Here is a 15,144-nt window from a genome sequence, read left to right on the forward strand (position 1 = left end):
CGACGCGCATAGTCAAAATCTGACGCCTCACATTCGACGATATTCAGAGGATCCGCAATAAAAGATACATCGGCGTGACACCGAGGAAAATAATTAAAAAACACTCATAATAAAAACTAAAGTCATAAATATCAGGGAGCCTGAGTAAGAGAAGGTTAAAGATAAGAATAAGATGAAGTAAAATGATCACCAAAAAGAAGGTTACAATAGCCAGCTCTTTCAGCACGCCCGCTTTTTCTTGTATCAAAAACAGTAAAAGAGAAACGCTTAACGCCGCATAGATAAACGGCGATGAAAGCAGCGTCGCACCAACTTTTTCCTCAACGTTGTGCATCAAAATAAGCCATATATAGAACATTCCCCATAACCATGCAGAAAATATCATCAATGAACTGATTTTTTCAGCGGTGAGTTTCCGTAAGTACTTCATTGATATGTCAACTCCGGGAGAGCGCTTTACCGGTAATGAAATGACCATGCACGATCTGGTTTGCCGTGTTTATTTACGTCATCTTACTTACCCGTAACGCGGTATTTATGTGGCTTACCTTCTATTGTTATCCAGCACTGTGGAAAATTAATTACCCGAATGTGGAGCGAGTGTGTATGCCTGCCTGGTAGATATTCGCTTGCGGATGTTGCCATCAATGATTGAGAAAAAAATGAGACGTCAGTGCGTTTCTGCGGATGCAACTTTCTTTGCATCAGCGGGTCTCATGTTCGCTGATGACCTGCGCGTTGCTGCCAGGGTTCAGAAACAGCTTAGAAAGTTTGCCTGAGGCCAGTACCCGAAGCGAAATCGTCGGTGTCGGCTTAAGCGCAAGCCTGGTCACAGAATGCCCGCAGTATCAGTGGTGAGTGGAGAAATCATGAACGACAACTATCTAATTCTGGTTGCTGAAGATGACGATGAAATAGCGGATATTCTGACCAGTTATATTCAGCGTTCAGGGATGCGCACCCTGCGTGCGGCGGATGGCGAGCAGGCGATAGACGCCTGCCGGCTGAAAAAGCCCGATTTGGTGTTACTGGATATCCAGTTGCCGGTGTTCGATGGCTGGACTGTCCTTTCCACACTGCGAAAAGAGAGCAATATTCCGGTCATCATGGTTACGGCACTGGATCAGGACATCGATAAACTGATGGGGCTGCGGCTTGGCGCGGATGATTATGTGGTGAAACCTTTCAATCCCACCGAGGTTGTCGCACGTATCGAAGCCGTGTTGCGCAGGGCAAAGGCCAGCCACCAACAACTCAACAATAAGCCTATCCGGACAGCCTGTTTAACGGTTTATCCGCAGGACTTTTATGTGGAGATTAATGGCTGCGGCGAGGCTATCTCTCCCATCCTGACAACGACCGAATTCAAACTGCTGGCCTACCTCGCGCGCAACCCCCGCAAAGTCTGCTCGCGCGAAGAGTTGCTCAACGCCTGTCTGCCAGAAGGCGATACGCTTGATCGCACGGTGGACAGCCATATGAGCAAGCTGCGCAAAAAACTGGAAAACTGCGGGTTAAAAGGGGTTCCGGAAAGTATTCGCGGCATGGGTTACCGGTTAGGTGAAAACAAATGAACAGAGGCCACCCGTTAAGCCGCCAGGTGCTGGCGTTTATGATCTCGCTCACGCTGACGGTTATTGCTGTCTCGGTTATCGGCTCCTACCTGTTTTATACCTTCATCATTTATTACCTTCCCGGCGGGGCAATAGCCGGGAATGAGGATCAGATGACCTATCTGGACTGGTTATGGATCCTGGTCGCCTCCCTGATAAGTTTATCCGTCTCGCTTTTTTTTACGGTGAAACTGTCGGCAAGAATATTGACCCCGTTAAGCTCTGTTGCCACCAGCCTGCGAAGAATAGCCCAGGGCGATCTGGGCGCGCGGGCGTTTTGTGCGAGTACGCATCTGGGCGAGCTTAATAATCTTGTTAATGATTTCAATGATATGGCTGAAAAGCTACAAACAATGGATGCGCAGCGTCGATCCTGGAATGCCGCTATCGCCCATGAACTGCGCACGCCGGTTACCATCCTGCGGGGCCGCTTACAGGGGCTGGTTGATGGCGTGTTTGAGCCAAATCCGACCTTGTTTAACTCGCTGCTTAAGCAAACAGAGGGCTTAACCAGCCTGATTGAAGATCTGCGGGTGGTGAGTTCATCCGGCGGGGCCGAATTTACGTTAACGCTTGTGGATGTTGATTTGCAGGAGATCATTCAGAGCGCAGTGGATTCCTTTGCGCTGGAATTTAAACGCAGCCATTTTAGCGTCGTGACCGAATTACACCCCCAGCAATGCCAGTGCGATCCGCTGCGAATTATTCAGTGCCTGACGGTCCTTTTCGATAACGCGATAAAATATGCCACCTCTAAAAGCATGGTGGTCAGCCATGGTGCTGATGAACACGAGAACTTTATTGTCGTTGAAGATAGGGGACCGGGCATTCCGGAAGCATTCCACAAATTTATGTTTCACCCCTTTCAGCGCGGAGCCAGCGCAAGGGACACCAATCCGGGGGGCTGTGGATTGGGGTTGTCGGTGCTAAAAGCCATCATGCTTGCTCATCAGGGCGACGTCACCTACACGTTAACCGATAAGGGCCATTCCATTTTTAAACTCTCATGGCCCTTACGGAAAAAACAGTGATTACGCTTTCTGCGTATGCAATTGCTGATGGGCTGGAATCGCGGTCATTTTCCACATCTCACCCAGCCGGGTATCCCACTCTGGCGGTGAGATTTGTAACTTGCCGCGCCGGGGGCTGAGGGTGATTTCACTGAAATAAATGACATCACGCTGCAGCATCAGATCAATTCGGCAATAATCGAGCCCGGTGGCGAGCTCCTGCGCCGCGGTTATTGCCTTATGCAATAATTCCGGTTCGGGTATCGCCCAGGGCGTATTGGAATATTCCATCTGAAAGGGCTGTAATTGCCAGCACCGATTGTAGACATTAATGAAACCATGACCGGACTGATCGGTAAAATCCGCTTCGATAAAACCCGCGATGCCATGAAAGCAGTGTATTCTCAGCATTTCAGGCGTTCGGCTTTTGTCTCTTTCGGAAAATAAATCAATATATTTTTCGCACAATATAACCGGTTGGATATTTTTATACTGCCATTCGCGAGTGGTGTAATACATATTTTTGCGCAGGGCAAAATCAAGCTTCTGCAACGCGCGTGTAATATTGAGTTTATCCTTGTCCGTACATATTACTGCGCTACCGCTGTCGTGATTACACTTCAGCACAAACTTGTCCGGTAACTGGCTGAAATCGATGCTTTGCACGTCATTATAAACGCCAAGCAGTGTGGGTAATTGTACTCGTTGTGTACGCGCTGAAACGTAATCGCGTACCGCCAGTTTATCTGCCAGTCGCGTGTAAAGCGGGTTATGATCATATATCAATCGATAACATATTTTTTCGCTCAGCGTCACCGGATTAACCAGATCAGGGGTTCTGCCAGTGACTCGTTTTAATCTTTTGCTGTGAAACTGCTGATCCTGAACCAGACAGGTTAAAAATTTTCGAGCAAGATACTCGGTGTATTTCATAAAATAGTTAAATCTGTTCATTATTCCTCCTGCGGACAGTAAACATTCTGCAGAGGATTTATTGATTTATATTGCCGCTAATATGGAGCGACGATGGAGTAGCAACTGGCAAAATATCCTTAACCGAGTCGAGTAAGTACTGCTTGCCAGATGGGAACAGGTGATATGTTCCTTTAAGTTAAATTCGAACGCAGATATCAGCGTGTTAGCCGTTAACAAGGGGACGGGAGCAAGGAAAGTGAAACACGAATTGGCATTGCAGGAAGGCCGGTGCTGCGAAAGAGAAGAGCCTTTCTTATCTGCTTAACAAATTACGCAGAAAATGGGTTCAGAATTTACTGAAGCCAGATATATTACCTGTCAGGTCACCTTTTCTATGATGGAGCGAGAAATGACGGATTACTGTTTTTATCAAAAAGGTAAGCAACTCGTCGTGCTGAAAAGCGCGGAAATGGATACGGCTTCTCAACTGGTGGCGCAGGGTTTCGAAAAACAGTTTGAAGAGATCAGCGCGACGAATGAAAAAAACGCGCTTGCCCGCTTTGCGGATATTCGCCGTGATAACCAAATCGATCGCGAGAACTTTCTCGCAGGTGCAGGGCCGATGCCGCTTATTGGTGGATTGACGGCCATTGTCACCTCGCTGGTGCGCAAAAAAGAGAAATGATGAAAACAGAATGCGCCGCGAGTCGCCGCGTAGTCACACCGATAAAAGGCCCGGCATGAAAAGTATTGATGAATTAAAAACAACCTATCCCGGGGCACAGGCATGGTCATTTGGCGACAACCCGGAGATGGCAAACGCGCTTGCAGGCTTAGTGGTGAGTGGAAGAAAAACGGCCTCCTGCGGCTCGCTTGCCTCGTATCTGGCGGAAGAACCGGCACCCAAAATCGGCAGTTATCATATTATTCTCGACGGGCAACATTCCCCGGTTTGCGTCATCAGACTGCTCGCGATGCGTCTGGTACGCTTTTGCGATGTCACGCACGAGTTTGCCAGAAAAGAGGGCGAGGGCGATTTAAGCCTTGAATACTGGCGCCAGGAGCACAAAGCCTTTTTCACCCGCGCGGGGTTTTTCTGCGAAGAGATGGAACTTGTCGCAGAAGAGTTCCGGGTTGTTGAGGTTCTCTGAACCCGTGCTTCGACATTTCTATCACAGCCTCTGCGAAACGCGGCTGTCGCGTTTCGCAAATCAAGCCGCCAATATTCACCGTAAAAACTCGCACCGCTGAAATATGCCAAAAAGCGCACTGTGCAAAAATTCAGCGTGCTGTTCAGAACTCCCCCTCGCTTTCTCCATCCCGTTCAACGTGGTTAAAAATCCCTGATTTACGCAACATATATCGCAAAACGTACAGAAACAGGTTTTTAAAAATCTCGTCGATACGCAAACTTTTGCTGCCAGCCTTCATGAATGACCTTTATCCGATGGATGTAGCGGAAACACGCCGTGGAGGCTGGCGTTCAGGTTGAAGCGTGGTGGGAATGCGCTAACAAGTTCTGCCTTAACGAAAAAGAGAATGAGGGAGTGGATATGAAAACAAACATCAGCTGGCTTGCGCTTACTGTCAGCGCGCTTGTGGCGGGCGCGACGCTTCCTGCCGTTGCCGCGCCATTACCGGTAACGCCGGATTTATCAATACCAGTGAGTCAGTATGTGACCCAGGTAAACGCCGACAAAAGTATTACTTTTCGCCTTTTCGCGCCGGGCGCAAAACGGGTATCGGTGGTGACCGGTTCTACGCCGGACAGTTTTGTCTCGCATGATATGCAAAAAGATGAGAGCGGCATCTGGTCGTGGAAAAGCGCGACGCTTGTTCCGAATCTTTACGAATATTATTTTGATGTCGATGGTTTTCGTTCTGTGGATACCGGAAGCCGGTTTCAGAAACCGCAGCGCCAGGTCAATACCAGCCTGATTCTGGTGCCGGGCAGTATTCTCGACGACCGCGCTGTGCCCCATGGCGATCTGCTGACGGTGACCTACCACGCGAAAGAACTGCGTTCAGAGCGTCGCATGTATATCTGGACGCCGCCGGGTTACAGCGGGAAAGGCGAACCGCTGCCGGTACTCTATTTCTACCATGGCTTTGGCGATACCGGCCTTTCCGCCATCGATCAGGGGCGGTTGCCGCAGATAATGGACAATCTGTTAGCCGAAGGGAAAATTAAACCCATGCTGGTGGTGGTGCCGGATACGGAAACGGATATCGTGCAGGCGATCCCGGAAAATTATCCGCCGAAAGAGCGGCGCAAAATGTTCTATCCGCTTAATGCCAAAGCGGCCGACCGCGAACTGATGCATGACATTATTCCGCTGGTGGATGCCCGCTTTAATGTGCGTAAGGATGCGGGCGGACGTGCGCTGGCCGGGCTCTCACAAGGGGGCTTTCAGGCACTCGTTTCCGGGATGAACCATCTTGACAGCTTCGGCTGGCTGGCGACATTCAGTGGCGTCACGACCGCCACCGTCCCGGACGCTGGCGTGACGGCGCAGCTCAATAAGCCGCAGGAAGTGAATAAGCAGTTGCATAACTTCACGGTAGTGGTCGGCGAAAAAGATACCGTTACCGGGCAGGATATTGCCGGGCTTAAAAAAGAGCTGGAGCAAAAAGGCATCACGTTTAGCTATAAAGTGTATCCCGGCCTGGGGCATGAAATGGATGTCTGGCGTCCCGCCTATGCCGAGTTTGTGCAGAAGCTGTTTAAATAAGACGTTGCAGCCTTGTCCGCTGGCGCCGCGCCGCCAGCGGACAAAAGCATAAGACATCATTCAACGCTTTGATTATTCACTGGTGATTCGTGCGAGTAACGACGGAGAGGTTTTCCACCCGGACGGCTCCACCGATACACTGGCGGATAAACCCGCCACTAACTCCACGCCCGCAGGGAGCTGGTCGATATGAATACGCACCGGTACGCGCTGCGCGAGCCGCACCCAGTTAAAGGTGGGGTTGACGTCCGGCAGGCCAAGACCGCCTGTTTCGTCATTACTGTCGCCGATGCCGTGCCCGATGCTCTCAACGTGACCGGTTAAGACAGGTTCAAAGCCCATCAGCGCGATGTGCGCGCGATTTCCGACATGAATATGCCGCAGTTTTGTCTCCTCAAAATAGCCCACAACCCAGAAACTGTTCGCATCAATGATGGCCACTTTGGTTTCCCCGGCGGTGGCGTAGTCGCCCGGACGCAGTCGGAGATGGGTAACATAGCCCGCGACCGGCGCGCGCACCGTGGCATGGGATAAATTAAGCTGTGCCAGTTCCAGCGCCGCCAGCGCACCATGATAATTTGCCGCCGCGATGCTGGCCGCGCTGCCTGTTTGTTGCAAGTCCTCGCTGGAGATCACGCCTTTGATCTGTGAGCGCCTTGCCGCCGCATCCTGGCGCATTAACATCTCATGACGTTTCGCCTCAACATCTGCCTGCGCACTGGCCACCGCCAGCTTCAGCCAGTGCGGATCGATTGAATAGAGCACATCGCCACGATTAACCCACTGATTATCGCGAACCGCGACATTTGCCACCGGCCCGGAAACATCCGGCGCTATCTGTACCACATCAGCCCGCACCCGGCCATCACGAGTCCAGGGACGCTGCGCGTAATGTTTCCACATCATGTAAGCGAGGAAGGTAGCCACCAGCACAGCGCTTAAGGTCAGTGCATAACGGCTTAAAAGAGAAAAAAAGGATTTCATACAACTAACCCCAGTGCGTTCAGCCCCTGCATAAGCAGGAAAAAAGTCACAATGTAAGTGGATAAACTCATCAGCGGACGCCATGGCAAACGGCGATAGCGCCTGCTGAAAGTGAAAAGTGGTAGCCATAACAGCGTGCAGAACAGGGCGGCAAGGGAGATCACCAGCAGGCCTGGGACGTATACCCCGCCGAGATTAATGTCATTAATCATCGGCGCGCCCCGTGTACGGTTCGCTTAATGCGCAGTGCAGATCAACCAGGCAGTCAATGAACTGGCGCGACTGCTCATGGGGATGCAGGGATGTGGGGCCAATCATGGCCTGAATCCGCTGACGTAGCGCACTCGGTGCGGTATCGCGGGCAAGCAGAGAGAGGAGCTCGCCAATGTCATGCGCTTTTTGGCGGTCTTTCTGCGCCTGAAAACGGCGTAAGTGCATCACGGAAAGGCCAATGCGCAACGCGTGCAGCATCTGGTTAAGCGTTTGCTCTGCGGAGTGCCCGCTCCGCTGTAAACGCGGCAGTAACAGCGCGGTCCGGTCTATCATCAGATTGGTCCAGTGGGTTTCATCGGGTTTGAATACGCCTTTCACGCTGCGTCGAACGTCGCGTCGGCAGACGCGTAGCAAGCGTTCAATGGCGGCGTCAGCCTGCACGGTTTGCAGCAAGCTCATACTGACCACCGCAAAGCCGGTGGCGGCAAAGAGCGCGATGGCGGTATTGACGGCCACGGCGAAATCGCCGCTGTAGTGGGCACCTAACTCGCACAAAATAGGCAGTGTCAGGGTGATCCCCATGGCCATGAACGTGGTAGCGGGGCGAGCCTGTAACGATCCCGCCAGCAGATAGGCCGGTGCGAGCACCGCCACCAGCAGCGGAAACTCAGTCACCAGAGGCAGCAGGGCGAAGCTGTAAAGCAGGCTTATCATCACGCCCCAGGCTGAACCCACCATATATTTCACAATGTGCGGCGCCGGGGTATCGAAACTGCCAAACAGCGTGCAGCAGACCCCAAGGATAGAAACCGCCGTCGCGCCATCGGGCCATGCGGAGTCAATCCATATCAGGCAACCGCTCAGGATGGTGACAAATGCACCCAGCGCGGTACGCGCCGCAGACAGGCTGTCGCGGTGGAAGACATAGCCTTTCGCCGGTTTCTCTTCGGCTGGCATTTGCGTCGGTTTTGCATGCGCGAGGGCGTTCGCGAGCCGCTCGCATTGCAGCAAAAGCGTAATGGCTTCATGCAGGTGACGGACAAAGTTCCTCTGAAGCGCTGTTTCAAAGGTCAGCGCCTCTGTGGCGGCGAATTGTTCGGTTAACGTCGCACTGCGTTCTGCCAACGCTTGTCCGGTGATTTTCCGTTTTGCACACTCTTCCCCGGCGAGCCAGCTCTGCACCTCTTCCAGCAGCATCTGAACATTGGCGGGCAGCGCAGTGACCAACAGCAAACGATCGTGTATTTCACCGCTGACGATCAACAAGCGCGCCAGCTTGTCATGAAGGGCTTTGCGCGCATGACGAACCGGTGCTGAGTAGGCGAAGTCGTAAGGAATATGGTGGCTCAGGCCTTGCAGAAACTGTAACGCCAGCGCCAGTCGCAGATTGGCGGCCGCCTCATTGGCACTGCCTGCTAACGCGTCGGCCAGCATCTGGCGCGCAGAATGCAGCGTTTGCGCTATTTTGCTGTTGAACAGGCCGGAGATCCGTTTTGGCAACACATAGCGGTGAATCAGCGCCGCACAGAAGATGCCAATCCCGATCTCCTGCACGCGAACAATGGCGGTATCAAAAATCGCGCCGGGGTGAAATACCGCCGGAAAACCGATCAGACTCGCCGTATAACCTGCCAGCACAAAGGCGTAAGCACGGGGGGTGCGCTCAAGCAGCGATAAATAGAGACAAAAGGTGATCCAGCCGGTGAGTACCACGCTACAGACAATCGGCGTGTTCACGAAAGTGGGCACAATCAACACCGTCGCGCCGGCACCCACTATCGTACCGGCTAAGCGGTAGACGCTTCTGCTCAGCGACGCGCCAACGGAGGTTTGCGACACAATATAAACGGTAATGATCGCCCACGAAGGTTTTTCAAGGCCGATCGATAAGGCGATGTAATACGCGAGCATTGCCGCGGCAAAACTTTTGGCGGAATAGAGTAATGCGTTGGCATCGCCCGTCAATGCGACTGAACTAAACATCGCGCCCGTGCGACGGCGCAGGGCCGATAAGTCGCGCAATAAACGGCTGGGTGAGGAATCGATTTTGTTCATGCCGGGAAGTATTACCGGCTTGCGTACGCTATTAAATACTCTATTCTGTCAAAAAATACCTAAATGTTGCCAATCGTATGCAGCCTAACTACGCCACCACCGTGTTTGACCCCGACGACACGCACAGCCCGGCTGTCGCCCGTCGTCTGGATTTCGTTGATTACGAAGCCGAAGTGCCGGTGCATACGCACCGCAAAGGACAATTAATCATTGCGCTATATGGTGCGGTGACCTGTCGTGCGGAAAACGAGATCTGGATAGTGCCGCCGCACTGCGCGGTATGGATCCCAGGCGGCACGCCTCACAGCGCCAGCGCCACCTGGAACGCGCATCTGAATTATCTTTTTATTGAACCCGGCGCCGCAGCGTTGCCGAATCGCTGCTGCACGCTGGCGATTTCTCCGCTGGTTAGAGAGTTAGTTGATCGCTTAACCCGTGAACAGGCCGATTACCCGCCAGATAGCCATGCCGCGAGGCTAACCCGCGTCACGCTTGATGAACTGGTCACCATGCCGCAGCAGAACTTCAGTTTACCGGTTTCGGCCCATGCCAAAATACGCGCCATGGCCGATACGCTGGTGAGCCATCCGGAGGATCGCAGCACGTTTAAAGCATGGGCGAAGCGCCTTGCGCTCAGTGAACGCTCCCTGGCGCGCCTGATGTTGCGCGAGACGGGGCTGACGTTTGGGCGATGGCGTCAGCAACTCCACTTGATTATTGCGCTGCAGGCGTTAGCCAGCGGTGAATCAGTGCAAAACGTGGCGACAAAACTCGGTTATGAATCCGTTAATGCGTTTATCACCATGTTCAGAAAAACGATGGGCAGCACGCCAGCCCACTACTTTGCCGAGCGGAAAACGCCGTAACCTGCATGCACCTGGGCCTGACATCAGCCCGGGCGCTTGCAGGCAGAGACAACATTCACTGCATCAGCAGGGCAATCAACGCCAGCAGCGCCGGAAGCGCCTGCACAACGAGTATTTTCCGGCTGGCTGTGACGGCACCGAAAACCCCGGCAATCAGCACACAGATCAGAAAAAAGAGCGTGACTGGGACGCCGCTTTCACCCAGCCATAATCCCCAGCATAACCCCGCCGCCAGAAAGCCGTTATAAAGCCCCTGGTTGGCAGCCAGCACGCGGGTGTCGCGTGCAAACTCCGCGCTAAGATTAAAGGCTTTGCGGCCTGTTTTGGTGTCCCACAAAAACATTTCAAGCACCAGAATGTACAGATGAATAGCGGCGACAATGGCAACGAGAACAGTAGCTAACACAGGAAACCTTACTGGATAAGGGCAGGTGACGTGGAGTATAGATAATTGCGGCGGCCGGCGCAGCGAGCATGATGAGGATGATGTCGTTTTTCGCGCCTCATCGCATTTCGCCCCACCGATAATATGACTGATGGCAGGTTTGAGCAGGGTAGTGGTTAATGATGAACATGTACGAAAAACAGTATCGGGAACTGATAGCAAACGGAGAAGCCGCCTGGGCTGGAAGCGGTTATCTCAGGGCGAAGGAACAACAGGAGCAGGTTTTTTCATGGCTTGGGCAGCACCACTATCTCCCGCAACCTGGCGCAACGGTGCTTGAGCTGGGCTGCGGCAATGGCGCGATGGCCGCGCACTATTTTGCCAGCCGGGGTGACGATGTCTGGGGCGTGGATTTCGCGCAAACCGCGATCCGCTGGGCTGAAGAACGTTTTACGCAAGCAGGGCTGAGTGCGCACTTTTTTGTCGGTGATGTCTGCCACCTTCCGCAGTGCGAAGCGGCAATGTTTGACCTGATCATTGATGGTAGCTGCTTGCACTGCCTGATTGGGGAGGCAAGGCAGCGCTGTTTTGCTGAAGTGCGACGATTGCTCAAACCTGCAGGTCATTTCGTTGTCAGCTCAATGTGCGGTATGCCGCGTTATCAGGAAGACTGGGAGAATTACGATGCTGAATACCATCACCTGCTCAGAGAGGGTCAACCCTGGCGCACGCTAAAACCACTCCCGGCCTTAGTGGAGGAGCTGCAAAAAGCGCAATTCACCGTGCTGGCAAGCCGTGTTAATTGCAACCCGTGGTGGGATCATGCGACCTTAGTTTGCGCAGCGCATTGACCTGCGGGGAGTGATTTGCCACGACGTACAAAAGCGAAATACCGATCAGAGTAGGCGGGGGAGCCGCTGGCCGTCGCACTACGCGCAACGAAAAAAAAGACGACAAGAGATGTCGTCTAAACGTGGAACGTGAGGAGCCCGTATCAGGGTCATTCGAGCTTTCTTGTGGTGGTATTCAGTTGACGGTCAGGCGAAGACCAAGCACGTCCGGGTAGGGGGCAAAGTAATTTTGTTTTAACAGGTAGCGATCCGGGTATTCGGCCAGATAGTGTTTCAGCAGCGTTATTGGCGCGAGGATCGGCAGCAGCCCGTTGCGATAATGAAGGATCACATCGCGCAGTTCGCCGCGCTGGCGGCTGTTCAAATGTTCACGGAAGTAGCCCTGAATGTGCATCAGCACGTTGGTATGATTTTTCCGTGACGCGGTTTTTTTCAGGATCGCCATCAGCTTTTCGCGGTATGCCACAAAGAAGGCGTCCAGATCGTCCCATTCGTGTAGCGAGGCGACGAAGGGGCCAATCTCCCGGTAACCGGCCTGGTCGTGCGCCAGCAACTGGAGTTTGTAGCGGCTGTGGTAGTCCAGCAACGCGCGACGGGTCAGCCCGTGAGCCTTGAGGGTGTTGAGTTCGTGCAGAGCGAAAACGCGCTCGACAAAGTTTTCCCGCAACAGCGGATCGTGCAGACGGCCATCCTCTTCAACCGGTAACCACGGATAGCGCGCCAGCAATGCGCCGGTAAACAGGCCCACACCCTCTTTACGCCCGCGATTGCCTTTTTCATCATACAGCCGCACGCGCTCCATGCCGCAGCTCGGCGATTTGGCACAGACGATAAAACCAGAAAAGGCGCTGACTTGCGGAAGATATGCCCCGGTGAAGTCAGCCATTTTTTGCGTTACATCTTCATGTGGCGCATGGCTGAAACGCATGCGGAGCGCTGCATCGCTGTTCTGCACCAGACGCAGCGCCGGGCGAGGTACGGGCAGGCCAATAGACATTTCAGGACACACCGGTTTGAACGTCACCCACTGTGCCAGCTCGTCCATCACAAAACCCATGCGTTTGTGCCCGCCGTCAAAGCGTACCGCCGAGCCGGTTAAACATCCGCTAATGCCAATGATGGGTTGCGTGTTCATGAGGTTATCCTCTTACTGCGCGTTATGGATGAAGAAACATGCCGCTTCGCAAATGGTCGCGGCGGGTGTCTTCATGCTGGTTGTATTACGTAGAGCCCTGTAATGGCTGCCGTTGCCTTTCACCTGCCTGCGGAATGGCTTGCCCATGCTTTGAGAGCGTTAGCACTGAGACCTTCCGGAGGCGCTAAATAACGTGGTATTACGGCATACTTCAAACTTACACAATTAAATTTATTTGTCCAAGTTTTGCTGAGGATATTTTTAATTTGTCAATAAATTCAATGTGATGAAAATGCCGTCATTATGCGATTTTAATTCCTGTAGCAGACCCGCAACGTTTCACGGTTGTGCTGCGAAGAGGGCGAGTGGCGAAAAATGAATTTAGAGGGAGATAATCTCGAGGGAGACGACAGAGGCTTGCCAGAGCGCGATCTGCTTTTTACGCGCGGCGGAGAGTGTGCCGGTGGTGACCAGTAGCCACTTTCGCTGCGGGAAAATCTCCGGAGCCAGCGTGGCGGGCGGCACTGGAAGAACGTCAATACGGTGACCCTGGCCGGTACGTTTAAGCGCTTCGAGCCAGATTTCGCACGGGTCGGTAAGATGCCATCCGCTAATGAGATAGTTATCGCCAGGCGCCTTTTTATCGCCTTCGAGGCAAAACGAGGTGTAGGAAAGGATGATGCCGTCCAGAACTTCGCGCAGGGTCATCATGGCAGGAATATTGGCTGAAACTTTGCTGCGCAGCGGGCGCAACACTTCGTTGACCAGCTCCGGGCGTGGATATTCGCGGCCTGAATCGTAAATTAACTGGCGCAGGGATTCGATTTTTCCCTCTTTCAGCCGCTGCAACATGCTCTCCTGCAGGGTGAGCCAGTTGTTAGTTCTGGGCGCTTCCGGACGCGCCAGCAGGGGTTTCACCTGACTTACCGGCACCCCTTTTTTCACCCAGTCGAGGATTTTCAGCGCCTGCTGGACATCATCATCACTGTACAGCCGGTGGCCGCCCCCGGTACGCATCGGTTTAAGCAGGCCGTAACGCCGCTGCCACGCACGCAGCGTTGTCGGGGTGATCCCGCAAAGTTGAGCAAATTCGCCGATGGAGTAAGACATGAGGGAAACCTGATAAGAGAGAATGCTCTCAATATACTACGAATACTAATGGGTTGAATGAAGAGCGGACCGTTTGCACTACACTTTACTGCCAACTGCGACAATGAAAGGAGCTCTCATGAAGCTATGGCCTGTGGTGACCGGTGTTGCTATCGCTTTGACACTGGTTGCCTGTAAATCTCCCACGCCACCAAAAGGGGTTCAGCCGATCACCGGCTTTGACGCCAGCCGTTATCTTGGTAAATGGTATGAAATTGCCCGTCTGGAGAACCGCTTCGAACGCGGGCTGGAACAGGTGACGGCTACCTACGGCAAACGCGGCGACGGGGGCATCAGCGTTCTCAACCGCGGGTATGATCCGCAAAAACGCAAATGGAGCGAGAGCGAAGGGAAAGCCTATTTCACCGGCGAACCGTCGACAGCCGCGCTGAAAGTCTCTTTCTTCGGCCCGTTTTACGGCGGCTATAACGTCATTAAACTTGACGATGATTACCAGTATGCGCTGGTGAGCGGCCCGAACCGCGACTATTTGTGGATCCTGTCGCGCACGCCAACGCTGCCAGAGGCGGTGATACAAGATTATCTGAATACCGCGCGCGGTCTTGGTTTCCGGGTTGATCAACTGGTGTGGGTGAATCAGTAACAGGGCGGTAAAACATTCTCCATGTTGCGTTGTAAAGGGTTTTTATCGGTCGGGGATTTGTCTGCGAGTCGGTAAGAACATCTGCGATGCTGAGCAAACAAAAATCCACGCAAGTGCGTGGATTTTATAGGGTTTGTGAATCTTCGTGAGATTCGATGTAACCTCATGAGACAACACATTTGACGTTGAACCGTGTTTTTTATTTTATATTATTGATATTTATTGTTTTATTTTCGAGCATTCTATCATTATACTCATGCTTGTACTCATTTTGGAATTGGCTCGCTTTCGAACTGCGCAGTTCGTATGTTCGACCCCATAATCGGCACCATTTCAAACTTTTGCCAAGTCTACCGAAACCAACTCAAAGCCCGTATACGGCTAGTTTCTAGCCCGTAGCTTAGCTTTTGGTGTCAACTGGATTCAACTGGAATCAAATCACAGTTGGGGGCATAAGTGGGGGTATTCTGTTTTCGGTCCAGGGATATGCCCCTAATGATGAATCGCCACGGGTTTAACAGACACCCCGGAGTCATTTAAGATGGCTTAAAGAGAGGTGCCCATGAGCGATAAGCGTTATCCCGAAGAGTTTAAAATTGAAGCAGTCAAACAGGTTGTTGATCGTGGTTATT

General features: G+C 52.8%; 16 protein-coding genes. 8 read left to right on the plus strand and 8 right to left on the minus strand.

Translation table 11 applies throughout. The features are described 5' to 3' along the window. Nucleotides 1-43: 43 nt before the first annotated feature. Nucleotides 44-478: a colistin resistant protein CrrC gene (gene crrC, locus BN2591_RS24075; RefSeq protein WP_244173061.1), complete on the minus strand. Its 435-nt coding sequence runs from the start codon at nt 476-478 to the stop codon at nt 44-46. Between the two features lie 391 nt (nt 479-869). Between crrC and BN2591_RS24080 the strand changes: the two genes are divergently transcribed. Both BN2591_RS24080 and BN2591_RS24085 read left to right on the plus strand, forming a co-directional pair. Continuing rightward, nucleotides 870-1,574 (plus strand): response regulator, encoded by a 705-nt coding sequence (locus BN2591_RS24080; protein WP_086874230.1) that lies wholly within the window; start codon nt 870-872, stop codon nt 1,572-1,574. Beyond that, nucleotides 1,571-2,644 carry an ATP-binding protein gene (locus BN2591_RS24085; RefSeq protein WP_086874231.1) on the plus strand — a complete coding sequence of 358 codons (1,074 nt, stop codon included), beginning with the start codon at nt 1,571-1,573 and terminating at the stop codon, nt 2,642-2,644. The genes BN2591_RS24080 and BN2591_RS24085 overlap by 4 nt, the downstream gene beginning before the upstream one ends. Here BN2591_RS24085 and BN2591_RS24090 read toward each other — a convergent pair whose 3' ends face one another. Next, nucleotides 2,645-3,577, minus strand: coding sequence for an ATP-grasp fold amidoligase family protein (locus tag BN2591_RS24090; protein WP_086874232.1), 933 nt, complete (start codon nt 3,575-3,577; stop codon nt 2,645-2,647). A 370-nt stretch (nt 3,578-3,947) separates the two neighbouring features. Here BN2591_RS24090 and BN2591_RS24095 point away from each other — a divergent pair, with 370 nt between their 5' ends. The 3 genes from BN2591_RS24095 (at nt 3,948) to BN2591_RS24105 (ending at nt 6,270) form a co-directional block, all read left to right on the plus strand. Beyond that, nucleotides 3,948-4,223, plus strand: coding sequence for a hypothetical protein (locus BN2591_RS24095; RefSeq protein WP_086874233.1), 276 nt, complete (start codon nt 3,948-3,950; stop codon nt 4,221-4,223). Nucleotides 4,224-4,278: 55 nt separating this feature from the next. Further along, on the plus strand, nt 4,279-4,689 hold the full coding sequence (locus BN2591_RS24100; protein WP_086874255.1) for an ASCH domain-containing protein: 411 nt from the start codon (nt 4,279-4,281) through the stop codon (nt 4,687-4,689). Between the two features lie 402 nt (nt 4,690-5,091). Then, complete coding sequence (locus tag BN2591_RS24105) at nt 5,092-6,270, plus strand: alpha/beta hydrolase-fold protein (RefSeq protein WP_086874256.1); 1,179 nt, start codon at nt 5,092-5,094, stop codon at nt 6,268-6,270. 72 nt (nt 6,271-6,342) lie between these two features. On the opposite strand, the gene BN2591_RS24110 is transcribed toward BN2591_RS24105, so the two are convergent. The 3 genes from BN2591_RS24110 to BN2591_RS24120 are packed head-to-tail and all read right to left on the minus strand — an operon-like array spanning nt 6,343 to nt 9,522. Beyond that, a complete protein-coding gene (locus tag BN2591_RS24110; protein WP_086874234.1) occupies nt 6,343-7,254 on the minus strand; it encodes an HlyD family secretion protein in 912 nt (303 codons plus the stop codon). After that, complete coding sequence (locus BN2591_RS24115) at nt 7,251-7,466, minus strand: DUF1656 domain-containing protein (RefSeq protein WP_086874235.1); 216 nt, start codon at nt 7,464-7,466, stop codon at nt 7,251-7,253. Before BN2591_RS24115 ends, BN2591_RS24110 begins: the two co-directional genes overlap by 4 nt. Then, nucleotides 7,459-9,522 (minus strand): FUSC family protein, encoded by a 2,064-nt coding sequence (locus BN2591_RS24120; protein WP_086874236.1) that lies wholly within the window; start codon nt 9,520-9,522, stop codon nt 7,459-7,461. The genes BN2591_RS24115 and BN2591_RS24120 overlap by 8 nt, the downstream gene beginning before the upstream one ends. Before the next feature lie 77 nt (nt 9,523-9,599). On the opposite strand from BN2591_RS24120, the gene BN2591_RS24125 reads away from it, so the two are divergent. After that, nucleotides 9,600-10,388 (plus strand): AraC family transcriptional regulator, encoded by a 789-nt coding sequence (locus BN2591_RS24125; RefSeq protein ID WP_086874237.1) that lies wholly within the window; start codon nt 9,600-9,602, stop codon nt 10,386-10,388. Between the two features lie 55 nt (nt 10,389-10,443). Here the strand turns inward: BN2591_RS24125 and BN2591_RS24130 are convergent, their stop codons facing one another. Further along, nucleotides 10,444-10,794, minus strand: coding sequence for a DUF1304 domain-containing protein (locus tag BN2591_RS24130; protein ID WP_086874238.1), 351 nt, complete (start codon nt 10,792-10,794; stop codon nt 10,444-10,446). Between the two features lie 161 nt (nt 10,795-10,955). Between BN2591_RS24130 and BN2591_RS24135 the strand changes: the two genes are divergently transcribed. After that, nucleotides 10,956-11,624: a class I SAM-dependent methyltransferase gene (locus tag BN2591_RS24135; protein WP_086874257.1), complete on the plus strand. Its 669-nt coding sequence runs from the start codon at nt 10,956-10,958 to the stop codon at nt 11,622-11,624. Nucleotides 11,625-11,799: 175 nt separating this feature from the next. Here BN2591_RS24135 and BN2591_RS24140 read toward each other — a convergent pair whose 3' ends face one another. Together BN2591_RS24140 and BN2591_RS24145 are read right to left on the minus strand one after the other, a co-directional pair. After that, nucleotides 11,800-12,759: a YbgA family protein gene (locus BN2591_RS24140; RefSeq protein ID WP_086874239.1), complete on the minus strand. Its 960-nt coding sequence runs from the start codon at nt 12,757-12,759 to the stop codon at nt 11,800-11,802. Nucleotides 12,760-13,140: 381 nt separating this feature from the next. Further along, nucleotides 13,141-13,869, minus strand: coding sequence for a MerR family transcriptional regulator (locus BN2591_RS24145; protein WP_086874240.1), 729 nt, complete (start codon nt 13,867-13,869; stop codon nt 13,141-13,143). 118 nt (nt 13,870-13,987) lie between these two features. Between BN2591_RS24145 and BN2591_RS24150 the strand changes: the two genes are divergently transcribed. After that, complete coding sequence (locus BN2591_RS24150; RefSeq protein ID WP_086874241.1) at nt 13,988-14,512, plus strand: lipocalin family protein; 525 nt, start codon at nt 13,988-13,990, stop codon at nt 14,510-14,512. Nucleotides 14,513-15,144: the final 632 nt, after the last annotated feature.

Source organism: Kosakonia pseudosacchari, assembly GCF_900184035.1.
Classification (GTDB): domain Bacteria; phylum Pseudomonadota; class Gammaproteobacteria; order Enterobacterales; family Enterobacteriaceae; genus Kosakonia; species Kosakonia pseudosacchari.